Origin of the sequence: Pseudaeromonas aegiceratis, from assembly GCF_046254905.1 — a bacterium.
Classification (GTDB): domain Bacteria; phylum Pseudomonadota; class Gammaproteobacteria; order Enterobacterales; family Aeromonadaceae; genus Pseudaeromonas; species Pseudaeromonas aegiceratis.
This window is the reverse complement of the sequence record NZ_CP158016.1, coordinates 731,184-753,700: the sequence shown is the minus strand read 5'-3', so window position 1 is coordinate 753,700 and position 22,517 is coordinate 731,184. Positions and strand designations below refer to the sequence as shown.

The following is a 22,517-nucleotide window of genomic DNA, read 5'->3' as shown; positions in this document are numbered from 1 at the left end:
AGCTCTTAAGGCTTAGGGCTTACCGCCACCCTTGCCGCCCTTGCCCCCGGTGGCGCCCCCCGTGTCCGGCGTGGTGGTACAGCCGGCCAGCAGCAGATCATCTGCGGACTGAGCCTGCACCAGACCATAACCGAAGTAGCTATCCCGCCCCGGCTCCCCCAGATCCAGGGCACTGGCCGCCAGGGCCGAGCGGATCTCGGCGTTGCTGCACGCCAGATGGCGCGACCAGACCAGGGCCGCCACCCCGGCCACATGGGGGGTGGCCATGGAGGTGCCGTCATAGTAGGCGTAATTGCCCTGGCTGACCGTCAGCTGGGCGCTCTGCCCCAGCAGGGTGAGCAGGCTCAGGCCATCGGCCTGCCGGATCCCGACGCTGGGGATCTGGGTGGTCACCCCACCCAGGGTGCCGTTGAGATCACCATCGACATTGTTGTAGATGATGGCCCCACGCCCGCCACCGGCCTGGCAGTTGAGCACCTTGTCGGCAAAGCTGATGCTGCCCCGGGCGATGAGACACAGGCCATTTGCCTGCCCCGCCGCCAGGCAGGGGCTGTCCCCCAGGCCGCAATCCACCAGGGGTCCCATCTGGCTGGCCAGCACACTCCCCTCCATGGGCAAGGCCTTATAGGCATTGCCCCCCTGGGTCAGCTCCCCCAGCAAGGCACTGCCCATGGGGACGGTGGAGAGCACCCCCACGCCGGGGGCCGCCAGCTCCACGGCACTGTTGTGCTGGGAGAAGCTGGCGATCTGTTTGGCCTCATCCAGCGCCGCCACACTGATGACGGAGGCATAGGAGGCCGGATAGGACTTGCGGCTGGAGCCATCGTTGCCCGCCGCCGCCACCAGCAGCACCCCGGCCTTGTAGGCATCGGCAAAGGCGCGATCTTCGGTGCGGCTCGACAATATGCCCCCCAGGCTCATGTTGACCACCAGGGAGCGGCCGGCCTGCAGTTGGCGGCACGCGTCCAGGGCGGCAATCAGGCTGGAGGAGTAGGCCCAGCCGTCGCCGTCAAACACCTTGACGATGCCCAGCCCCACCTGGCCACTGGGTAGCACTCCCAGCACACCGATACTGTTGTTCAAGGCCGCCAGGGTACCGGCCACATGGGTGCCGTGATGCAGCTCATCCACGAACCAGTCGCCAGCCCCGCCGGGATCACTGATCCCCTGCACCGTGGTCAAGGGCAAATCCTCATGGGTCTGGTCATAACCGGAGTCGATGAGGCACAGCAGCAGGTTGCCGCTGGCGCTGTCGAAGTTGTTGCCCAGGTGGGCCGCATCCGCCTGGACCAGGCCGATGCCATACGGGACCTGCTGAGGCAGGCTCATGGGATAACGTTTGACGTCCGGCTCCAGCCAGCGCAGCGCCGGCTGGCCACGCAGGGCCGCAAGATCCTCGTCGGCCAGATAGACGGCCGCCGCCTCATGGGCCGGCAACGCCAGCGCCGGCGTCGTGCCCCGGCGCTGCAACAGGCGAGTGAGGGCCTGATACTGGCCTGGATTGGCCTGCAGCAGATAACGCGTCTTCCCCGCTATCCCCTCCTGACCCGCCTGGGCCCAGGCCCCCACCATCATGAGGAGCCATAGGGCCAGCCCCCCTCGCCAGAACTGCTTCATCATCCCCTCCCGCGCCCAGGGCGCCGCTTGCCAAAGCCTCGATTTACCAAGTATGGCGAGCCAGGGCCGGCACTTATGGAGCGATAAGTTCTAACCGCACCGGCCCAGCACCGGAAGGGACCTCATTGCGACAAAGCTGGTTGGACCTCTACCGGCGATTCGGCATCCACCAGGGCCAGTTGGCCGGCGCTGACGCCCTGTCGTGCCCGCTTGAGATTGCGTTGCGCCTTCTCGTAGTAGGTCGGGCAGGTGTCGATGGCTTGCTGCAGGTAATAGGCCGCCACCTTGGGCTCACCGTTGAGCAGCGCCAGGTAGCCGGTATCGTTCATCGCCTCGTGTCGCGGCATGATGTGGCTAAACACCTCCAACGCCTCCTCGTAGCGGCCACTGCGCACCAGGATGAGCCCCAGATTGGACCAGCCGCGGGTCAGGTTCTTGTCCAGACTCAGGGCCCGGCTGGTCTGCTGCTCGGCGCCGGCCAGATCGCCGCTGAGATAGAGGGAGTACCCCAGGTTCAAATAGGCCAGGGGAAAGCTGGGCTGTCTGGCCAGCACCTGCTGATAGAGACGCCGCGCCAGGGTGCCATCCCCCTGCAGATCCGCCAGTATGCCCAGACACAGGTAGGCCCGCAGCGGCGAGCTGGCATCCAGCTGCAGCTGGGTCAGATCCAGCTGACTGCCGGTCCAGCCCTGGCGCCGTTGATCCGCCTGTACCGCCAGCAACAGCTGCTGTTTGGCCGGCTCCCGGGCCCCCTGCTTCAGCAATACCTCCCCCAGGGAGGCTCCAAACAGAGCCTGTTTGGGATCCGCCGCCACCGCCCGCTCGAAGGCCTGCTGGGCTAGGGCCAGGTTGCCTTTGTGCTGATGTATGTAACCCACCTTGAAATAGAAGGTGCCGGTCAAGGGCGCCGCATCCGGCAGGGTCAGGCCCCGCAGGTATTCGTACACGGCCAGATCCCCATCCCCCTTGCGGTAGGCCAGATCCCCCCGGGCCAGCGCCTCGGCGGCACTGGCCGGTGGAAAATCATTGCTCAGGCTGACCATGGGTTTGCCATCGTACAGCTCATGGCTAAAGGGGGCCTGGCTGGTCGGCGCCTCCGAGCTGGCGCAGCCAATCAATCCCAACAGGGTTACCCCATAGAGCCACTGCATGTCATGCCACCGTCTCATTCTCGCCTCCCGGGCAACCTTGCCCATCCACCCTTGACGCTACAGACCTGGCACATCGGGCCACCGATGCCCCAGGCACCCCTGAAAACTGACTAGCGATGAAAGGTCTCCAGCACGGCTATGATGGCCGGCCCCACCGCCACCACGAAAAATCCCGGCCAGATGAACATCACCAGGGGAAAGATCAGCTTGGTACCGATCTTGGCCGCCGCCTCCTCCGCCCGCTGCATGCGCCGATCGCGAAACTCGTCGGCATAGACCCGCAGCGTATCCCCCAGGCTGGACCCCATCTTCAACGACTGGGCGATGACGCCGGCCAGCCCCCGCACCTCGTCCAGGCCGGTGCGCTCCACCATCTGCTTGAGGGCATCGGGCACGCCCACCCCCACCCGGATCTTCTTGCACACCATCTGCATCTCGCCCCCCAACTCGGGGCACATGCCCACCATCTCGTCAGACACCCGGTTCAGCGCCGCGATGAAGCCCAATCCGGCCTCCGTGGTGACCACCAGCAGATCCAGGGCATCGGGGAAGGCCCGCTGCATCCGCTGGATCCGGGCGGCCGCCAACCGGCTGACCACCATGTTGGGCAGCATCATGCCGCAAAAGATCGCCCCCACCGAATAGAGCAGCACCTGTTGCGATTTGAGCTCCGGAAAGTAGTGGCTGATAAACAGGGCGCCGCCCCCCAGGCTGATGGCCAGCAGTATCTTGATGGCATAGAAGCTGGGCAGGGCGCGCTGGCTCTGGAAGCCGGCATGGGTCAGCAGGCGCACCACCGAATGCCGCTCGGTGGCCGAGTTGGGGGTCAGGTAGCCGGAGACGGAGTCCAGGGTGGTCTGATACCACTCATCGACCTGGGGTTCGGTCTGGGCATGGCCCAGGTGTGACAGGCGCCGGCGCAAGGGATCCAGCCAGCTGGTCACCAGCAGGGTCAAGCCCAGCCCCAGGGCGATGGCGCTGAGCCCCACCAGCAGCAGGAAGATCAGGCGGCCCTGCTCGGAGTCATTGAATAGATCGCCAAACAGGCTGAGCAGATAGTCCATCTCACACCTCGATACGCAGGATGCGCTTGACCAGCATCAGCCCCAGCACCAGGCTGACAAAGGAGTAAATCAGCAGCAAATGGCCCCGGCTGGTATCCACCAGGGGCGTCAGGTAATCCGGCTGCATCAGGTAGAGGGCCAGAAACAGCACCAAGGGCACCATGGCCAGCACCCAGGCGGACATGCGGCCCTCCGCCGACAGGGTGCGCACCTTGCGGTAGAGCCGGAAGCGACCCCGGATCACCTGGCCCAGCTTGTCCAGGTTCTCCGCCAGGTTGCCGCCGGTCTCCTTCTGGATCATCACGGCACTGATGAAGGCCAGCATGCTCACCGAGGGGTTGCGCTCCGCCAGCCCCGCCAGCACCAGTCGCAGCTCCACCCCGAAATTCAACTCGGCATAGGTCTGGCGAAACTCCCCGGCGATGGGATCGCTCATCTCCTCCCCCACGGTGCGAAAGACCTCCACCAGGGGGTAACCCACCAGCAGCGCCCGCTTCATCACATCCAGCGCCTCGACAAACTGCTCCTCGAAGCGATCCAGCCGCTCGGCGGTCTTCAGGCGCAACCAGAACAGCAGCAGCACCAGCAAGGCCACCGGCCACAGCAATGCCACCGCCGGATTGCCCAGCCCCAGCCAGGCCACCAGACTGCCCAGCAGCGCCAGCCCCAACCAGCCCAGCACGGTGCGGTAGGCCAGCCAGTCGAGGCCCGCCTGCTGCAGGCGCCAGCGCAGCGCCTGACCCAGCTCGCTGCCCTCCAGGCCCCGCGCCAGCGGCGACAGCTCCGCCAGATAGCGCTGGCGCAGCAAGGAGAGCTTGGCCTCCTGCTGCTGATCCGCCAGCTGGCGCAGGCGCTCGCGCATCAGCCGGTTCTGCTTGGCCCGGGTCCCGCCGAGAGAGACCAGCACCGTCTGGGAGATCACCACCACGGCGATAAACACCACCAGCAGGTACAGCTCCAGTGTCTGTTCCATGCTTACCTCCTCGTGCCGCCCAGCTGCGGGCTGAACAGGGAATAGGGCAGGTCGATGCCCATGTGGGCGAAGGCGTCCATGAAGGTGGGGATGTTGCCGGTGGGCAGGTAGCTGCCCAGTATGTTGCCCTCTTTATCCACCCCCTGACGCTCGAAGCGGAACAGCTCCGTCATGGTGATGACATCCCCTTCCATGCCGTTGATCTCCTGAATGCTCACCAGGCGACGGCGGCCATCCTCCATGCGCTTGAGCTGCAACACGATATGCAGGGCCGATGCGATCTGGGCTCGCACGTTCTTGGCCGGCATGTTCCAACCGGCCATGGCGAACATGTTCTCGATCCGGCTCAAGGCATCCCGCGGCGTGTTGGCATGGATGGTGGTCATGGAGCCGTCGTGCCCCGTGTTCATGGCCGCCAGCATGTCTACCGCCTCGGCGCCCCGCACCTCCCCCACCACGATGCGATCGGGCCGCATGCGCAGGGCATTGATCACCAGCTCCCGCTGGGTGACGGCCCCCCGCCCCTCGATGTTGGGCGGCCTGGTCTCCAACCGCACTATGTGCGGCTGTTGCAGCTGCAGCTCTGCCGAGTCCTCTATGGTGATGATGCGTTCGTTGGCCGGAATGTAGCCAGAGAGGATGTTGAGGGTGGTGGTCTTGCCCGAGCCGGTCCCGCCGGAGATGAGCACATTGAGCCGGCCCCGGACGATGGCGTTGCAGAAGTGGGCCATGGCGGCATCCAGGGTGCCGAAGTTGATCAGGTTGTCCATGCCTAAACGCTCTACCGCGAAGCGGCGGATGGAGAGGCTGGGGCCGTCGATGGCCAAGGGGGGAATGATGGCATTGACCCGGGATCCATCCTTGAGACGGGCATCCACCATGGGGGAGCTTTCATCGATGCGCCGTCCCACCTGGGAGACGATGCGGTCTATGATGCTCAGCAGGTGGTGATCGTCCTGGAAGCGGTGGCCGGTCAGCTCCAGCTTGCCACCCCGCTCCACGAAGATCTGCTCAAAGCCGTTCACCAGGATATCCGACACGCTGGTATCCGCCAGCAGGGGCTCGAGCGGACCCAGTCCCAGTATCTCATCCCCTATCTCCTTGATGATCCGGCGCCTGGCATCGGCACTCAGGGGACTCTCCAACTCGGTCAGCAGGCCGGCGGTGGCATCGGCGATCTGCTCCCTGGCGGCCCCCTCCCCCAGCGTCTCCAGCAGGGCCAGATCCAGGCTGTCGAACAGGGCGTCCATCAGCCGGCGCTTGAGGCGCATCCACTCCTTGCTGGCACCGTTGACCTGGGGTTGGGCCGGCGTGCTGGCCACCGACTCCTGGCGGGGAGCCGTATCTGGTTCATGGGAACGGCTGCTTTGGCTATTGCGAAAGAACATGGCTACCTCCTCAGGCGATCCCAGATGCCGGCCAGGCCACTGCGCGGCTGGCTGGGTTGCAGGGCCAACTCCTCCATCACGCCGCGCAGCACCCGGGTCAGCGGCTTGTTGCGTCCCGCCTCGGTCAAGGGGACCCCCAGGTTGGCGCAGGCGTTGGCGGTGGCAAAATCATTGGGCACCAAGATGGCGGAAGGCACCCCCAACGGCTGACACAGGGCATCCTGGCCGATATCCAGCCGGGGGGAGTAACGGTTGGCGATGACCCTGAGCTTGTCGTTGCCGAGGCCGGTGGCCTGGCGGATCTGACGCAGCAGCAGGGCCGCATCCCGCAGGGCCGGCAGGCTCTGCTGCACCACCATGAACAGGCGGTGGGCTTCAAGCAGCGCCGGCATGTTCCAGGCCTCCACACCCCGGGAGAGATCCACCACCACATGGTCGTAATGCTGCCGCAGCTTGGTGAGGAACAGACCGAAGTCTTCGGCGGACAGCGTCGTCGCCCCCCCCAGTTGCTCGGTCCGGCTGCCGATGAGGCGCAGGCCGCTGTCGTGCTTGCACAACAAGCCCTCCAGCGCCATGTCATCCAGCTCGTCGACCTGCTCCAGTGCCTCAAACAGGGAAAACTTGGGCTGCACCCCTAGCAGGTAATGGCAGCAGCCAAACTGACCGTCGGCGTCGATAAGCACGGTGCGCTCCTGCTTCTCCTTGGCCAGCAGGTGGGCCACCGAGGTGGCCAGGAAGGTGGCCCCCATGCCGCCCTTGCCGTTGAGGAACACGCTGACCCGCCCCAGCCGACCATGCTGCAGCTTATGGGCCGCCACCGCCGCCAGCGCTTCGAGCAGCTCATCCTCGTTACAGGGCAGGCTGAGCACATCCTGCACCCCGGCCCGCAAGGCCTGGCGCATCAGGGGGGTATCCGGCTGTTGGCTAAACAGCAGCACGGCGGTCAGGCCGTGGCCGGAAACTTCGCGAAACTCCGCCAGGGAGCGCTCCCAGTCATCCTGGTCATAGAGCAGCAGCAGATCCGGCCAGAGCATGCCCCCGTCCTCCTGCTGGGCCTCCTCCAGATGCTGCAGGGCGGCGTAAGGCTGACACCGCACATTGCTCCATTGCCCCAGGGTTCCCGTCACATGCTCCAGCACCGACGGATGGGCACTCACCAACCAGCAGTCCAGCGAGGTGGCGATCATCCTGGGATACGCCGCCTGGCCACTGCGCAAATCCACGACTGTGCTCACTGCCATCTCCCCCCTAACAGTCCGTATAGCCCGTGGGCGTGATGCCCAGACTCTCTCTGGGCAGGGTGGTGCTAAATGCCGGCGCCAGCAGCGTATCCAGATCCAGGGTCAAAAAGGGGATCAGCAGGCGCAGCTGATAGTTGACCACCCGCGCCTGTACGAAGCGGATCTGGCTGAAGGTGGCCGCCTGGGTCAGATCCCCGGTGACGGGCGCCCCGGCGGCATCCAAGTAGTTAAGCTGCAGGTTGTCCGGGCCAAACTCCGGCAGCAGTCCCGGTTGCAGCACCGCCAGGGTGCGCACATCCAGCTGCTCGGCCTCACTCACCTGGCAAACCGCCGCCAGCCGTACCGCCCGTCGGGTGGACTCGCTTAACGCATGCCAGACAAACAGCAGGCGGCTGAACTCCATGATGGCAAACAGCAGCAGGAAAAAGAGCGCCGCCACCAGGGTGAACTCGATGAGGACGGTTCCGCGGCTGCGCCGTTGCCGTAAGAGAGAGGTCATCACAAGGCCCTCATGACACTGCTGCTGACCAGGTCGAACTGCAGGCTGATATCCTCACCATGGCCAAACAGGGGTAAATGCAGGGTGTCGCCAAACAAGATGGGGGAGAAGCGATAGCGGATCTCCACCTTCACCAGCTTGTCGGTCAGTGCGGTAATGGTGACATCGTCCGCCGTCAGCCCAGGCAACAGACTCTGACTGTTGCCATCACCGCCTATGGCCAAAGTCTTGGCCTGGGCAATGTCGTCGGCCGACAGATTCAGCAGGCCCGTGGTGCCACCGCGATCATTGACCACAAAGCGGGCGGTATCGCGGGTGATCTTCTCCAACTGGCTGTACTGGTACAGGGCCCGTCCCAGCTCGGTCAGCCCCAGCAGCAGGATAAGCAGTATGGGCAGCAAGATGGTGAACTCCACCACGGCCAGCCCCTGTTGGCGATTGACGGCACCCATCAGGCATCTCCACTCAGGTTGTCCCGGTACAGCTGGATCCGGTAAGGGCCCTCCGTTGCCGGTTGGTTCCCCGGCGTTCCCCCGGGCAGCTCACACTTCTCCATAAACTGACCGACGATATAGGGATTGCCGATATCCACTTTTTGCACCAGGTACATGCAGGCCAGGCCAATCAGCTCCACCTGACCACTAACCGCAGGACACTTGCCGACCGGTACGCCGACGATGCGCCGATAGGCCCCCACCGCCTCGCCATACTCGGGATGGGCGGCATACTGGGCCAGGTAGTCGTCCAGAAAGCCGGACGCACTTGCCACCAGATCATGACTGAGGGTTTCGCCCTCGTTCCCGTTCCAGCTGATCAGCGATGTACTCTTATCCATGGTGACCTGAGGTGAGGGCTGGTCGGTCAGGGGATCTGATGGATAATCGGCCGAGCTCATACCGGCCCCGGAATAAATGTCGAAACGGGTATTGGCGCCCTGAGCCGAAGGCCCCGCCTTGTTACCCATTTCCAGATCCAGCATCTGCCCTTCCGTCAAGATGACCTCATCGTCGTACCCCCCGCCCAAGGCCTCGCGATAATCATCCCCCCCGGTATCCCCATTGAGGCGCAGCAGGTGGAAGCTGCCGGGCCCCACCTCCTCCTTATCCTGCGTGGCATACTTGAGGCCGATCACATCGCCGGTCTGGTAGCCGAAGATGGAGACCCCATCTGTTTCCCCGGTACCACCGGTTCCTCCCGAGTCGTCACTCCCCCCAGTTCCGCTACTATCTGAGTCCGGCGTACCACAGATCAGGATGGGCACCAGGTTGGAGGTGCTGACCAGGGCGGTGCTGGGGCCCGCCACGGCGCTGGCCTGCACCTGCATATCCAGTTGCAGCACCCGGGCAAAGAACTCCGGCAGATCCACCTGACTCACCGCCACCCGCACGAAGGTGGCATTGGCGCTGCCCCCCGGGCTAAAGGGCAGCTCGTCAGAGAACTGCACCTGGATATCGGCCCCCACCAGGCTGAGGTGGCCGAAACCCGGTTGGGCCAGATGGGTGTCGAGCATGGTGAGGGCGGCCGTGGTGGCCAGGGCCTGATCGCCCCCCAGATCCAGGGTCTTGGCGGCACTTAAGGCCGCCGCATCCACCATATTCTGCAGCTTGCCCTTGTTGAGGATCAGGTGGCCCACATCCAGGGCCATGGCCCCCATGGCCAGCAGCACCAGCAGGCTGACCGCCGCAAACACCAGCACTATGCCCCCCTGTCGGGTTGGGCCATGCATCTTGCCCGCTGTGTTCATCCTGACCTCCTTAGGGCCACATCGGCTACTTGAGGACACTGCCCATGCTGTTGCCGCTGGTACCCACCGCCTTGGGGGTCCCCAGATCCGCTACGGCCCGCTCCACCTGCCGTCCCGGTACCGGATTGGCGGCGCTGACCGCCAGCAGGCCGGCCTCCGGATCCAGGGTTTGGGCCTGGATCAGCTGACGCTTGGCTTGACCCATGGGCGGCTCATTGGCGCAGCCGGCCAGGCTCAGGCCCAGCATCAGGATCACGATGAAATGTCTCATGGTCGCCTCCTGCTACAAGTCATGGCCGTATTGGCCTTCACTGCCCACCGCCACGCCGGGCGCCACCGGCGCCGTGGAGGTATCGGCCAGGCCGCCGCTTCCCCGCTCCTCGCTGGACAACCGACTCATCTTGCCCAGCAGGTAGTACTCCAGATCCGTGGGTTCGACGAAGTTGTCTGTGGGCAGGCGGATATCCTCCCGCCGTATGGGTTTGGCCAGGCGCGGCGTCACCAGGATCACCAGCTCGGTTTCCCCCTTGCGAAACTCCTGGCTGCGGAACAGCTGACCGATGACGGGCAGATCCCCCAGCCCAGGCAGCTTCTCCACGAAGTCGCTCAGGTTTTCGTTGAGCAGACCGGCGATGCCGATGGTCTGGCCGTTACCCAGCTCCACCGTGGTCTTGGCGCTGCGCTTGGTCAGCGACGGGACATAAAAGGACGTGGTGGTGGTGGAGGGTGAGATGGTCATGGCATTGGTGCCACTTAGCTCGCTCACCGCCACATCCAGCTCCAGGTTGATGCGCTCGGCATCCAGCACCACGGGCACAAACTGCAAGCCCACCCCAAACTCCTTGTATTCGATGGTCAGGCCGTCGTCATTGGGCACAGGTACCGGAAACTCACCGCCGGAGAGAAAGTCGGCCTTGGTGCCGCTCAGCGCCAGCAGGGTCGGCTCCGCCAACACCTTGGCCATGCCATTTTGCTTGGCGATGTTGAGGGCCACGCTAAACAGGGTGTTGCCGCTTAGGTAGCTGGCAAACAGCCCCTTGCCATCGATGTTGAGGGGATTGGGGGCAAACTCGGACACCGCCGGCCCCACCAGGGCGCCATTGGTGGTATCGAACACAGGAATACGGCCATCGCCACCCACGCCATTGAACACTGCATCGGGGAAACTGGCGCCATTGGTCACACCGCCGAAGCTGAAGGTGCCGCCGTTGTGGGCAAAGATGAAGTTGGAGTCAAACTGGCGCACCAGGGAGCGCTGCACCTCGGCCACAGTCACCTCCAGCATCACCTGCTGAGCGCCCCCTATGGTCATCATGTTGATCAAGGTGCCCTCGTTCTGCTCCTCCGGCTTTGCCCCCTCACCAAACTTGGCAGTGCCGGTGAAAGTGCGGGCCAGCTGCAGCGCCACGTTCATCTTCTCGGCGGAGGAAACCTGGCCGCTGAGCACCAGCTTGCCCTGGCTGCTCTGCACCTTGATGGCCTCCTCGGGCATAAACTCGTGCAGCTTGCTCTTCAAGGCATTCAGGTCGTGGGTGACCTCCACATCCAGCATCAGCATGGGACGTTGCCGCGCATCCCAGACGATGACATTGGTGCTGCCCAGCTGCTTGCCCACCAGGTAGAGCTGGTCGCTGCGCAGCACCATGAGATCCGCCACCTCCGGGCTACCCACCGACACCTTCTTGGCCTTGCCGGGCAACTGCACCATGCGGCCACCGTTGACCGGCACACTCACCCCCTGGCTGGGCACCGCCATGTCCACTGGATCGGCCGCCGGCACCACAGGTGCCCAGCACAGCAGGCCAACCAAACACCACCACAAGCCAGTCCCCAGGATCCATTTGTAATGTTTCGTCTGCATAGCGTCCTCCCCGCCATGAGCGCCCGGTTATTGGCTAACCCGGGTTTGACTGACACTCACCCCCTTGATGAGCGTCACCGATTGACCACCGCCACTGCGTACCACCTTGGGGGCCGGACAGGGTGCCGGCGCCATGGCGACCACTTGGGGTGCCGCCGCAACAGGCGTGGGATTGGGCGCCACATCCTCCGGATTGCGCAGGGCCAGCTGTATGGTGCCCCGGGTGGTTTCCGTCATCAGCTTCTCCGCCTCCTCGGGGGTCACCTCCAGGGTCACGGCACGCACTATCACCGGCTTGTTGTCGGCGGTGCGGGCGGTCTGATCCACCGCCAGCACCCGGATGTTTTCCAGCACGGTTGTGGTCTTGACGTTGTTCTTGCCATCCAGTTCCACCGAGGCCAGCACGTCCACGAAATTACCCGGCAACAGGAAACCTGCCACCCCCACCACATCGTTGACCCGGATGGTCACCGCCCGTTTCTCCGGGGTGATCAGGCTGGCAAACAGGTTGCCCTCACCGGGACGGGCTAGGCGCTCGGCCCGCAATATCTCATCCGGCAGCAAGTCCACTTGGGCAATCCGGCCTACCGCGTCTTCCAGCGCGCCGAAGCTGTTCTCCGGCTGCAGCGCCTTGGGCACCGTCAACAGGCGCACGTGCTTGGACTCCACCTGGGTGCCCAATGGGATAAGCTGGGCCGCCACCACCACGGTGGCCTGGTCTGCCTCGGGAGTGGCCGGCCCCCGCTGGCGTTTGAGCCAGCTGTCGGCCAACCAGAGGGCGCCGCCCCCCATGGCCAGGGAGACAACCAGCATGGCGATGACTTTACCCTTCATGATCCTTCCCTCCTTGTTCCTCCGTGCTGACGAAGTAGCTGCGCCATACCGCATCGAGCAGTTCGCAGGTCAGTCTGGGAGGGGCTTGCGTGAAGTTGATCTGATCCCGGCACAGACCCACCAGATCCCGTGGGTGACAGGGCAGCAGGGGCACGGCGCCGGCGTGGTGCAGATCGTCCAGCAGGTGCCGCAGCAGGGCCTCATCCCACTCCAGCTGATGGTGCTGGCATTGCTGCTGCCAGAGCTGGCGATACTGCGCCGGCGCTATGGGCAGGAAGGGGATCTTGTAGCCGATGCGGCGCAAGAAGGCCTCGTCCACCAGCTCGTGGGGCGGCAGGTTGGTGGAGAACACCAGCACCTGCTCAAACGGCACCTCAAAATGCTTGCCGGAGGCCAGGGTCAGATAGTCGATCCGCTCCTCCATGGGCACGATCCAGCGGTTGAGGATGGCGTCCACCGCCACCTTCTGCCGCCCCAGATCATCGATGAGAAACAGGCCGTTATTGGCCTTGAGCTGCAAGGGGGCCCGGTAGGCGTGCAGGCTGGCGTCATAGCTCACGTCCAGCATGTCGGTGGTGAGCTCCCCGCCCACCATCACCTCGGGCCGCTGGCACCACTGCCAGCGGGGATCGGCCCCCTCGTCCAGGCGCAAGGAGGCGCCTTGGCCCAGCTCCAGCGGCTTGTGCACCAGGGGATCGAATACCGGCAGCACGTGCTCGTCGATGCACAGGGCATGGGGGATCAGCACACCGGTGGCAAACAGGCGCACCAGGCGGCGGGAGACATAGGTCTTGCCGGTGCCCGGATGGCCGTAGATGAAGATGGCCCGCCCCGAGTTGAGGGCTGGGCCCAGTTGATTGATCATGGCCGGGGTCAGCAGGACATCCTGCATGCCGGCGGCGAAGCGTTCGGCGGTGACAAAGTCCTGGCGGGCGCTCTGCCGCATCACCAGGGCCCGGTACTGGTCCAGGCTGACCGGCGCCGGTCCCAGGTAGCCATCCCGTTGCCACTCGTACTGGGCCACCATCATGCCCTTTTGGGTCAGGCCAAAGCGCAGGCTGCGCTCGAAGCGGCCATCGGAACGGGTCTCAAGCAACGCCTCACCCTTGAGCCCCTGCAACAGCTCCTCCACCAGGGAGCCGGAGAGTCCCAGCCGGGCCGACAGCGCCAGCTTGTCCAGTTCGGTGACCTGGGAGAGGTGTTTGATGAGCAGCATCTCCAGCACCCGGCGGGGAATGCCGGTGTCTGCCAGAGTGCGGGGGCGGGGCGCCAGTTCGGCGGGGGCCGCCACCAGGGGGGGGAACAGGGCACAGGCTGGCTCAGAGACGATCGCGTCGAGGGGAGTACTGAGGGACTCGCTCATGTCTGCCTCCTTGCCTGCCGGTCCGGCCAACCGGCCGGGGCAGCGTGATTTAACCGTAGAACTGCTGGACTAGGGCCGCCAAGAAGAGGGCACCGCCAAAGGGCAGGCGCACCGTCTCGGCCTTGAGTTCAGCCGCCGCCGTGGCGGAATGACGCCGGTGCCAGAACAGCCGTTGCAACTGGCCGTGACTCAGCAGCCACAGCAGGCTAAGCACGCCGAGAAACAGCCAGCTGGCCAGCTGCAGCCAGATAAACCCGCTCCAGCCCAGCACGGCACCGCAGGCGGCCAGCAGCTTGGCATCCCCGGCGCCCATCAGGCCAAAGGCGTAACAGGGCAGGTTCAGGGCCAGCCCCAGCCCCAGCCCCGCCAGGGCGCTGGCGAGGCTGGGTCCGGCCAGCGGCACCCCCGGGATCTGCTGCAACAGGGCCAACCCCAGCAGGGCCAGCACCAGGGCGTTGGGGATGCGCTGGGTCTGGATATCCACCAGGGCGCCATAGCAGAGGGCGGCCAATAGCAGGATATTCATCGGCTGCTCAGACAAGGGGAGTTAACCACTGATGGCGGTGACCAAGTTATTGATTGACGTCCCGACCGCGGTCCCCAGATCGGTAAACGCCGTCACCACCGCCAGGGCCACCAGGGTCCCCGCCACCGCGTATTCCACCGTGGTGAGCCCTTCCTCGTCTTGCCAGAACCCACGCATCATGTTTGTCAGCTTGTTCATATCGACCTCCACACTCTGGTTTGTGCCCGGCAGGTGGTTGACATCCTGTCGGCCTTCCCGGCCCGGCTCCCGACTGGGTGACGCCGACCCTAGAACAACCGTAGTCAAGATTTCATCCGTTAACAGTTTGTTGCAAAAAAGTGATCTTTCTTGACAGATGTGGCCGCGTGGACATGCCTGCATGTTCCCCGGCGGGGGAATGCTCTACAATGATTCGACCGAATCCGGTGTGTAATGGACCCGTCGACGGGGTGACAAGGAGTGGCAATGGGGCGACGACTGGCCTGGCTGGCCGGAGTGTGGTGGCTATGGTTATGTCTGTCGCCGGCGGCCGCGGACGAGCTGGATGCCTACTGGCGCCTGGACCAATACCTGGTTGCCCACCCCGAACAGGCGGCGGCCAGCCAAACCCTCAAGCGCCTGGTGCGCAACGCGCCACAACCGGCGCACCTGCAACAGGACCAGCCGGTCCGTATCGCCCTCCTGAGCCCAGGGGGACAAGTCTCCGACTACTGGCGCCGCAATCGGCAGGCCCTGGAAACCCGCCTGCGCCTGCTGGGCCTCAACTACCAGCTACTGGCCTACGATCGAGTCCCGGAGCAGGATGAACGCCAGCAGACCCAACAGCTGGTGGCGGCCCTGGCCGCAGATCCCGATTACCTGATCTACACGCTTGACTCTCAGGTTCAGCACAAGTACATCGCCAGGTTGCTCAACCGCCCCAGACCCAAGGTGATACTGCAAAACATCACCACCCCCTTGAGGGACTGGGAGGCGCGCCCCCCCTTGCTCTACGTGGGCTTCGATCACCAGCGGGGCAGCCGCCTGCTGGCCGACTACTTTCGCCGCCAGGCCGCCAACCGCCCGCAGTTCGACTTCGCCATGCTCTACCGCCGCCCGGGTTACGTGAGTACCGCCCGGGGCGATACCTTTATCGAGCAGATGGAGCAACAGCCCAACAGCCGATTGCGCTTGGCCTTCTACACCCGCTCGGATCGGGCCTCGGCCCGTCAGGCAGCCCTCTCGGCCCTGGAGCAGTATCCCCAGCTGGATCTGCTGTTTGCCTGTGCCACCGACACCGCCCTGGGGGCCCTGGATGCCGTCAAGCAGAAGGGGTTGCTGGGCCGGGTACAGGTCAACGGCTGGGGAGGTGGCTCCCAGGAGCTGGCGGCCCTGGCCCGGGGCGAGTTGGCCGCCACCGTGATGCGCATCAACGACGACACGGGCGTGGCGGTGGCCGAAGCCATACAGCGGGATCTGCAGGGGCTGCCCTTGCCCCGGGTGTTTGACGGGGATCTGGTGCTCATCACCCAAGAGACGCCCAAGACGGTGCTACAAGGCCTGCAGGAGCGCGCCTTCCGTTACTCAGACATGGAACAGGAGTAGTCGATGCCGCCATCCCGCCCCCCGAAACAGCGCCCCCTCTCCAGCGTGCTGCTGCTGGGATTGACCGTGACCCTGTTGCTGGTCACTGCCATCCTGGTGTTCCAGACCTACCGCTATGCCCGCCAGGCCATCGACACCCAGATGGAACAGCGCCTGACCCAGAGCCACCACACCCTGCAGCTGGCCATGAATCACCGCCTGAACCACCTGGCCCAGCGGCTGGACAGCCTGGCCAGCCGGCTGGCGCTCAGCTATGGCCAGGACGGTTGGCAGCGGCCCCTGGCACTGGAGGAGGAAAGCCAGGATCTGGACTTCCTGTTCATCGCTCAGGACAAGACCCTTTACTGGCAGAATGCCGCCACCGACTTTTTCGTCCCCGCCGGCAGCCTGCCGAGCCTGATCGACCCGGTCGGCCAAGGTCACCATTGGTACCTGGCCATCCTGCCCCGTGACTCGGCCCTCCCCCTGGTGCTGCTGCTGCGCCATGTTCCCCTGGTGGCGCCACACTCGGGCCAGGTGCTAGCCAGCCTGTATGGCGCCCTGGTGCTGAGCGACAACCTGGAACTGCTGCAAGGCCTACGGCGGGAGTCCCAGCTGCAGGCCCTCAGCCTGGAGTATCGCGGCGAACCGCTGCTCTCCACCCTGCCGCCCGGCACGTCTCTGGCAGCCAGCCTGGCCAAGCTGCCGGTCAGGGAGGGGCTGCAGCCTTTGGGCGAACACCTGCTGGCCAGTCGCCAGGCCTTGAGTCTGGATGACCAAGCCTCAGCCCTGACCCTGGTGGCCGTAGCGGAAAACCGCGCCACACCGCGCCTGCAGGAACAATACCTGCACGGCACGGGGATCGTGCTGCTGCTGATCCTGGCCGCCAGCTGGATGCTGCTGCTGCACCTGCACCAGTACACACTGCTGCCCCTGCGCCGCCTGGTGAAGTGGAGCCGGGAGGTGAGTGCCGACGAGGAGCCGCCGCCCTTCGTGCCCGGCAGTATCGCGGAATACAACGAGCTGGGTCAGGCACTGAGCCTGATGGTGCAGCGCCAGAAGGAGAAGGAGCACTACTTTCAGGATCTGTTGGAATTCGCCTTCTCCCCCATCATCGTCTGGAATGCCCGGCTGCAGGTGCAACAGTGCAACGCCGCCGCCAGCCGCCTGATTGGGCTGAGCGCCCAGCCGGGGGAGCCGGTGTTCAAGCTGTTCCCAGACGAAGCCAGAAATACCCTGGAGTCCAGCGCCCAGGGGCAGGTCTGTGCCGGGGTGGAGCTGCAATACCCCAACGGCCGCCTGCTGATCTGGAACATGGCGCCGGTGCGCATCGGCGACAAGGTCACGGCGGTCATCGCCCAGGGCCTGGACGTCACCGCCCTGAAGCAGGCCCAGCGTGAGAGTCTGCTGGCCCGCCAGGCGGCGGAAGCGGCCACCCGCACCAAGTCGGAGTTCCTGGCCACCGTCACCCACGAGATCCGCACGCCGCTCAACGGCATTCTGGGCATGGCCCACCTGCTGCAGGACGGCCCCTTGACCGCTACCGCCCGGGAATACGCCCAGACCATCACGGAGTCGGGTCAGGCGCTGCTGACCATCATCAACGACATACTGGACTTCTCCAAGATAGAGGCGGACAAGCTGATCCTGAGCCCAGAGCCCTTCCACCTGCCCCGCCTGCTCCAGGGGGTGATCCGCCAGCTGGCGCCCCTGGCGGAGCAGAAGGCCGGCCTGCAACTGGAGTTGCAGATGGCACCGGATCTGCCCGAAAACCTGGTGGGGGATGCCGGCCGCCTGCGCCAGATCCTCATCAACCTCATCGGCAACGGCATCAAGTTTACCGAGCGGGGGCAGGTACGGCTGCGGGCCCGGCTGCTGGCGCGGCAGGCCGACAAGGTGCAGCTGGAGCTGACCGTCAGCGACAGCGGCATCGGCATCCCCCCCGAGGCCCAACGCAACCTGTTCCAGGCCTTCCAGCAGGCGGACGCCTCCACCACCCGACACTATGGTGGCACCGGACTGGGCCTGGCCATCTGCCGGCGGCTGCTGGACATGATGGACGGCAGCATACAGCTCAGCAGCCGCCAGGGGGTTGGCAGCAGCTTTACCGTCCAGGTGCCGCTGCTGCTGGCCAGCCAGCCGCTCCCGGCCCAGGCCCCCACGCCGGCCTTGGTCGGTCCGCTACCGCAAGCGCCGGCAGAGGATCTGCCCCCGCCGAACAGCCCCGCCGCGCCGCCGGCCGCCGAGGAGCCGCTGCCGGATCTGGGGGATCCCCATGTGCTGCTGGTGGAAGACAACCGGGTGAACCAGCAGGTGGCCCTGCTGATGCTGAAGAAGCTGGGCTGCCGGGTCAGCCTGGCGCAGAACGGCGAGGTGGCGCTACAGAAGACCCTGAGCGAGTCCTTCGATGTCATTCTGATGGATTGCCAGATGCCGGTGTTGAACGGCTATGACGCCACCCGGCGCATCCGCCTGAGCCAACCGCTCCAGGGGCGACGGCTGCCCATCATCGCCATGACCGCCAACGATCTGCCCCAGGAACGGGCCAAGTGCCAGGCGGCCGGCATGGATGACTTCCTGGCCAAACCCTTCCGACGGGAGGAGTTGGCCCGCCGCCTGGCCCACTGGCTGCAGCGGGACTAGGGGGCCGGCGACCGCACCAGGCGCACGGCATTGGCCAGTTGCGGATCATCCACCCCGGGCCAGCCGGTGGTGAAGTCCAAATAGGCCCGATCGGCACCGGTCTCGGCCTCACCGCCGTCACTCCAGAACCAGAGGGACGGGGTGTTGGGGAAGACCCGCAGATCGATGCTGGGCCGCAGGCAACCGCCGCGCACCAGGCTGGTCAACTCCGCCATCGAGGGCAGCCGCCAACGGTTGGCACCGCCCCAGGCCTGCTGGTTCAGGCGATAGACCAGCTCCTGGGCCTGGGGCCAGGTCAGCCGCTGCAGCTGGCCCTGCTGGCACGCCGCACCGGTCAGCCCCCAGCCGCAGGCCTGCCACACCAGGCCGGTCTGCTTATCCAGTACCGTCTGGACATCCTGGCGCTGCCAGCGGGCGTCCACCGCCTGCTGGGCCAGCCCCGTCTGACAGATCTGGCCGGCCAGGGCTAAGCCAGGTCCCCACAGCCACCACAACAGCAACAACCCGCGCCACCATTTAGGCGCACCCTGCTTATCCTGCATCCCAATAATCCTCTTATGCTTTTTTCTGCTACCCCAATGAAAAAGGGCGATCCCGAGGATCGCCCTGGATGTTCGTCGGGCTTATTCGTCGCTGGGCAGGGCCGCCTGCATCACGGTAAAGACATCCGTGTTGTCCACGTAGTCACCCTCGTCGTTCTGCCCCACCTTGCTGGCGAAGGTGGCATCCTGACCGCGCACCAGGCTGCTGAAGGCCTCGCTGCCCTGGCCGCGGGCCCACAGGCGCACCAGCTCGTTGGTGTGGTTGCCGCTCCAGAAGCGCACCGCCGGCAGCGCCGCGGCACCGTTGAAGGTCAGGCTCTGGTAGGGCACGCTGTCGGAGTCCATCCCCAGGGGCAGGGCGTTGCCATGGTCGGTGGTGACGATGAGCAGGGTCTCGTCCCAGCTGCTGTTGGCCGCCACCCACTCTTCCACCGCCTGCAGGGCCTGGTTGAAGTCCACCTGCTCCTCCACCATGCGATCCGCCTGGTTGGCGTGGGCCGCCCAGTCCACAGCGCCGCCTTCCACCATCAGGAAGAAACCGCTCTCCCCCTGGCCCAGGTAGTTGAGGGCACCCTGGGTCATGGTGGCCAGATCCGGCACGGTGGCGATCTTCTTGACGCCGCTGGGCTGGCTGGCGTCCGCCCCCAGCACGCTCGCCTCCCGGCCCTGCTGCAGGGTCCAGCGCACCTTGGGAATGCCCACCAGGGGACCGCTCACGCTCAGGCTGCCGTTGGCCAGGGCCTCGAAGCTGGCCTTGCTTTCGATCAGGGTCCAGGGGGTGCTGGCGCCGCTGGGGATCAGCTCACCGGCCTTCAGCTCGGTCCACTCGGTCTGGCCTATGGTGTCGTAGGGGGTGTAGCAGGCATAGGTGGCGGCGCACTCCTCGTCACTCAGGGCACTCATGTCGCTGCCGTTGCCATCGTAGCCCGGGTTGCCGGTGCCCATCAGCAGATCCACGTTGCCGTTGGTCAGCATGTCCTGGGCGATGGCGGTCATGTTCTTGCGGCTGATATTCTGGGCGGCGAAGGTGGCCGGCGTGGCATGGGAAAGCTGTACCGTGGTCACCACGCCTGTGGTCTTGCCCGCGGCCTTGGCCAACTGGGTGATGTAGCTCAGCGGCTGACCCAGGTTGTCGTAGTTGATGGCGTTGTTGTAGGTCTTCTGGCCGGTGGACAGGGCGGTGCCGGCGGCGGCGGAGTCGGTGAAGTTGGACTTCAGATACTGATAGCCGGCGATGGCGGTCTGATAGCTGTCAGATGCATCCACCTCGGCGGCGCTTTCGTCCCAGGCCTTGTCGGCATCGTAGCTGAGGCCGTCGCCGTTGGCGTCGTTGGTGGGGCTGCTGCTGGTGGTCAGCGGATAGGTGGTCATCCCCAGGCGCACGTCCATGTCGGCATAGGCCGGCAGGGCATTGGCACTGACCCCAGCCTGCCATTCGGCGCCCATCTCCCAGGTGTTCCAGCTGGCACCATCGCTGATCATCAGTATGATGTTCTTCGGCTTGCTGCTGCTGCGCGCCGCCGTGGTGCTGTCGTTGCTGTCATTACAGGCCGACAGCGTCATGGCGGCCAGCACGGCGGCGGCAACCAGGGTAGTTTTTTTATATTTTTCCTTTTGAATCAACATAATCAGCATCTCCATGCCCGTTAGAAGTGCCTAGACGGTACCCAGGCCGCATGACAGTGCCATGATGATTGCGCGTCAGTTTTATGGATTCAAATGGTGCATATTTTTTCCATTTTTCGCCGTCCCTTTGTGAGCCAGCTCGGGTTGCTGCCGCCCCAGCCGGCTAAGGGGCGCGCCAACCTGTATGCTCAGGCCCCCGACCCGACCAAGATGAGATCCCACCCCATGCGCCTTCTGCCCCTCGCCCTCATGCTGGCCCTGGCCGGCTGTGCCAGCCCCACCCCACCTGCCGCCCCCTTCGTGGCTCCGCCGGCGCCACCGGCCAAGCTCGACTCCAGCCAGCTGGACCTGAACCCGGTGGCGCAGCAGATCCCGGCCCGGCCCCTGCCCGCCGACTGGGCTCGGGGCGCCGTCTTCATGGAGATCTACGTGCGGGGCTACCAGGACAGCAACGGCGATGGCATCGGCGATTTTCGCGGCCTCATCAGCCGGCTGGACTACCTGCAGGCCCTGGGGGTACAGGGCCTGTGGCTGATGCCGGTGAACCAGAGCCAGGACCGGGACCACGGCTATGCCGTGGTGGATTACCGGGATGTGGAGGCCGATTATGGCAGCCGGGCCGACTTTAAGGCCCTGCTGGACGCGGCCCACGCCCGGGGCATGGGGGTCATCATGGACTACGTCATCAACCACAGCTCCGATGCCAACCCCCTGTTTCTGGACTCCAAGGCCAACCGCAACGGCAAGCGCGACTGGTATATCTGGGCCGACCATGATCCCCAGTGGTACAACTGGGATCAGAGCGAGACCTGGCACCGGGTCCGCCCCGGCAAGAACTACTACTACGGGGTGTTCTGGAGCGGCATGCCCGATTTCAACCTGCGCAATCCCCAGGTGCTGGCCTTCCACCACGACAACCTGCGCTACTGGATGAACCAGGGGGTGGATGGCTTCCGCTTCGATGCGGTGGGCCAGCTCGTGGAAAATGGCCCCAAGGCCTACGAATCCCAACCGGAGAACAAGCCGATCCTCAAGGATCTGCAGACCCTGGTGCACAGCTATCCGGGCAACTTCATGGTCTGCGAGGAGCCCGCCGATCCCGTGGGTGCCGCACAGGATGACGCCTGTGGTTCCGCCTTCGCCTTCGGCTTCAACGAGCAGGTGCGGGCCTCGGTGAAACAGGGCGCCGCCACCGACAAGCTGATCCAGATCCTCCAACGCTATCCTCTGCAGCAGATGGGGCTGGTGCTGGGCAGCCACGACAGCTACGCCGGCGAGCGGCTGATAGAAGACCTGGGCGGCGACGAGGCGGCCTACCGGCTGGCGGTGGCCACCCAGCTGACCCTGCCGGGGCAGCCATTTATCTATTACGGCGAGGAGATCGGCATGGGCACCAGCCGGGGCAATGGCGGCGACTGGGGGCTGCGGGCGCCCATGAGCTGGCAGGCCGACGGCGGCTTCAGCACCGTCACGCCGTTTCGCGCGCCGGCCGACAACCAGGCCGACTATAACGCGGCGGAGCAGCAGGCCGAACCCGACTCGCTCTGGCACCACTATCAGCGGCTGATCGCCCTGCGCAAGGCCCATCCGGCCCTGCGGGAAGGGGATCTGCAGCTGCTGGCCGAGGGTCCGGTGCTGGCCTACCTGCGTCAGGCCGGAGATGAGCGCGTGCTGGTGCTGCTGAACTACAGCCACCAGGCCCAAGCCCTCAGCCTGCCCCTCAAGAGCGAAGCCCCACAACGCCTGCTGGGCCAGGGGACCCTGAGTGCGGGCCAGACCCTGCAGCTGAGTCTGCCGGCCCAGGGGATGGCCATCTACCGCCTGTAACTCCCCCGCCGCCGACAACAATAAGGCGCCAGATGGCGCCTTATTGTTGCATGAG

20 protein-coding genes are annotated in these 22,517 nt (G+C 65.2%); 3 read left to right on the top strand and 17 right to left on the bottom strand.

What is annotated here, in order from left to right:
• Positions 1–12: 12 nt before the first annotated feature.
• The 15 genes from ABHF91_RS03755 to ABHF91_RS03685 all read right to left on the bottom strand — a co-directional run bounded on the left by ABHF91_RS03755 (position 13) and on the right by ABHF91_RS03685 (position 14,459).
• Entirely contained in the window at positions 13–1,617 is a 1,605-nt protein-coding gene (locus ABHF91_RS03755; RefSeq protein ID WP_409422141.1) for a S8 family serine peptidase, read from the bottom strand.
• Between the two features lie 122 nt (positions 1,618–1,739).
• Positions 1,740–2,786, bottom strand: a complete 1,047-nt coding sequence (locus ABHF91_RS03750) for a tetratricopeptide repeat protein (RefSeq protein ID WP_409422140.1) — start codon at positions 2,784–2,786, stop codon at positions 1,740–1,742.
• Between the two features lie 92 nt (positions 2,787–2,878).
• Entirely contained in the window at positions 2,879–3,832 is a 954-nt protein-coding gene (locus tag ABHF91_RS03745; protein ID WP_409422139.1) for a type II secretion system F family protein, read from the bottom strand.
• A gap of 1 nt (position 3,833) precedes the next feature.
• Positions 3,834–4,805 (bottom strand): type II secretion system F family protein, encoded by a 972-nt coding sequence (locus ABHF91_RS03740; protein WP_409422138.1) that lies wholly within the window; start codon positions 4,803–4,805, stop codon positions 3,834–3,836.
• A gap of 2 nt (positions 4,806–4,807) precedes the next feature.
• Positions 4,808–6,193, bottom strand: coding sequence for a CpaF family protein (locus tag ABHF91_RS03735; RefSeq protein ID WP_409422137.1), 1,386 nt, complete (start codon positions 6,191–6,193; stop codon positions 4,808–4,810).
• 2 nt (positions 6,194–6,195) lie between these two features.
• Entirely contained in the window at positions 6,196–7,428 is a 1,233-nt protein-coding gene (locus ABHF91_RS03730; protein ID WP_409422136.1) for a CpaE family protein, read from the bottom strand.
• Positions 7,429–7,441: 13 nt separating this feature from the next.
• Positions 7,442–7,933, bottom strand: coding sequence for a TadE/TadG family type IV pilus assembly protein (locus tag ABHF91_RS03725; protein ID WP_409423076.1), 492 nt, complete (start codon positions 7,931–7,933; stop codon positions 7,442–7,444).
• A complete protein-coding gene (locus ABHF91_RS03720; RefSeq protein ID WP_409422135.1) occupies positions 7,933–8,385 on the bottom strand; it encodes a TadE/TadG family type IV pilus assembly protein in 453 nt (150 codons plus the stop codon). Before ABHF91_RS03720 ends, ABHF91_RS03725 begins: the two co-directional genes overlap by 1 nt.
• Positions 8,385–9,677 (bottom strand): pilus assembly protein TadG-related protein, encoded by a 1,293-nt coding sequence (locus ABHF91_RS03715; protein ID WP_409422134.1) that lies wholly within the window; start codon positions 9,675–9,677, stop codon positions 8,385–8,387. The genes ABHF91_RS03720 and ABHF91_RS03715 overlap by 1 nt, the downstream gene beginning before the upstream one ends.
• 25 nt (positions 9,678–9,702) lie before the next feature.
• Positions 9,703–9,948: a hypothetical protein gene (locus ABHF91_RS03710; protein WP_409422133.1), complete on the bottom strand. Its 246-nt coding sequence runs from the start codon at positions 9,946–9,948 to the stop codon at positions 9,703–9,705.
• A 12-nt stretch (positions 9,949–9,960) separates the two neighbouring features.
• The gene (locus ABHF91_RS03705) at positions 9,961–11,538 is read right to left on the bottom strand and encodes a type II and III secretion system protein family protein (RefSeq protein WP_409422132.1); all 1,578 of its coding nucleotides are present in this window, start codon (positions 11,536–11,538) and stop codon (positions 9,961–9,963) included.
• A 27-nt stretch (positions 11,539–11,565) separates the two neighbouring features.
• Positions 11,566–12,372: a Flp pilus assembly protein CpaB gene (cpaB, locus tag ABHF91_RS03700; protein WP_409422131.1), complete on the bottom strand. Its 807-nt coding sequence runs from the start codon at positions 12,370–12,372 to the stop codon at positions 11,566–11,568.
• On the bottom strand, positions 12,362–13,735 hold the full coding sequence (locus tag ABHF91_RS03695) for an AAA family ATPase (RefSeq protein WP_409422130.1): 1,374 nt from the start codon (positions 13,733–13,735) through the stop codon (positions 12,362–12,364). Before ABHF91_RS03695 ends, cpaB begins: the two co-directional genes overlap by 11 nt.
• A gap of 49 nt (positions 13,736–13,784) precedes the next feature.
• The gene (locus tag ABHF91_RS03690; protein ID WP_409422129.1) at positions 13,785–14,261 is read right to left on the bottom strand and encodes a prepilin peptidase; all 477 of its coding nucleotides are present in this window, start codon (positions 14,259–14,261) and stop codon (positions 13,785–13,787) included.
• A gap of 21 nt (positions 14,262–14,282) precedes the next feature.
• A complete protein-coding gene (locus tag ABHF91_RS03685) occupies positions 14,283–14,459 on the bottom strand; it encodes a Flp family type IVb pilin (protein WP_409422128.1) in 177 nt (58 codons plus the stop codon).
• A gap of 267 nt (positions 14,460–14,726) precedes the next feature.
• Here ABHF91_RS03685 and ABHF91_RS03680 point away from each other — a divergent pair, with 267 nt between their 5' ends.
• Entirely contained in the window at positions 14,727–15,845 is a 1,119-nt protein-coding gene (locus tag ABHF91_RS03680; protein WP_409422127.1) for a substrate-binding domain-containing protein, read from the top strand.
• Between the two features lie 3 nt (positions 15,846–15,848).
• On the top strand, positions 15,849–18,467 hold the full coding sequence (locus ABHF91_RS03675) for an ATP-binding protein (protein ID WP_409422126.1): 2,619 nt from the start codon (positions 15,849–15,851) through the stop codon (positions 18,465–18,467).
• Here the strand turns inward: ABHF91_RS03675 and ABHF91_RS03670 are convergent.
• Positions 18,464–19,009: a DUF1566 domain-containing protein gene (locus ABHF91_RS03670; protein WP_409422125.1), complete on the bottom strand. Its 546-nt coding sequence runs from the start codon at positions 19,007–19,009 to the stop codon at positions 18,464–18,466. The two genes, ABHF91_RS03675 and ABHF91_RS03670, sit on opposite strands and share 4 nt — an antisense overlap.
• Before the next feature lie 81 nt (positions 19,010–19,090).
• Positions 19,091–20,635 (bottom strand): alkaline phosphatase, encoded by a 1,545-nt coding sequence (locus ABHF91_RS03665; RefSeq protein WP_409422124.1) that lies wholly within the window; start codon positions 20,633–20,635, stop codon positions 19,091–19,093.
• A gap of 225 nt (positions 20,636–20,860) precedes the next feature.
• Between ABHF91_RS03665 and ABHF91_RS03660 the strand changes: the two genes are divergently transcribed.
• Complete coding sequence (locus ABHF91_RS03660; RefSeq protein ID WP_409422123.1) at positions 20,861–22,462, top strand: alpha-amylase family glycosyl hydrolase; 1,602 nt, start codon at positions 20,861–20,863, stop codon at positions 22,460–22,462.
• Positions 22,463–22,517: the final 55 nt, after the last annotated feature.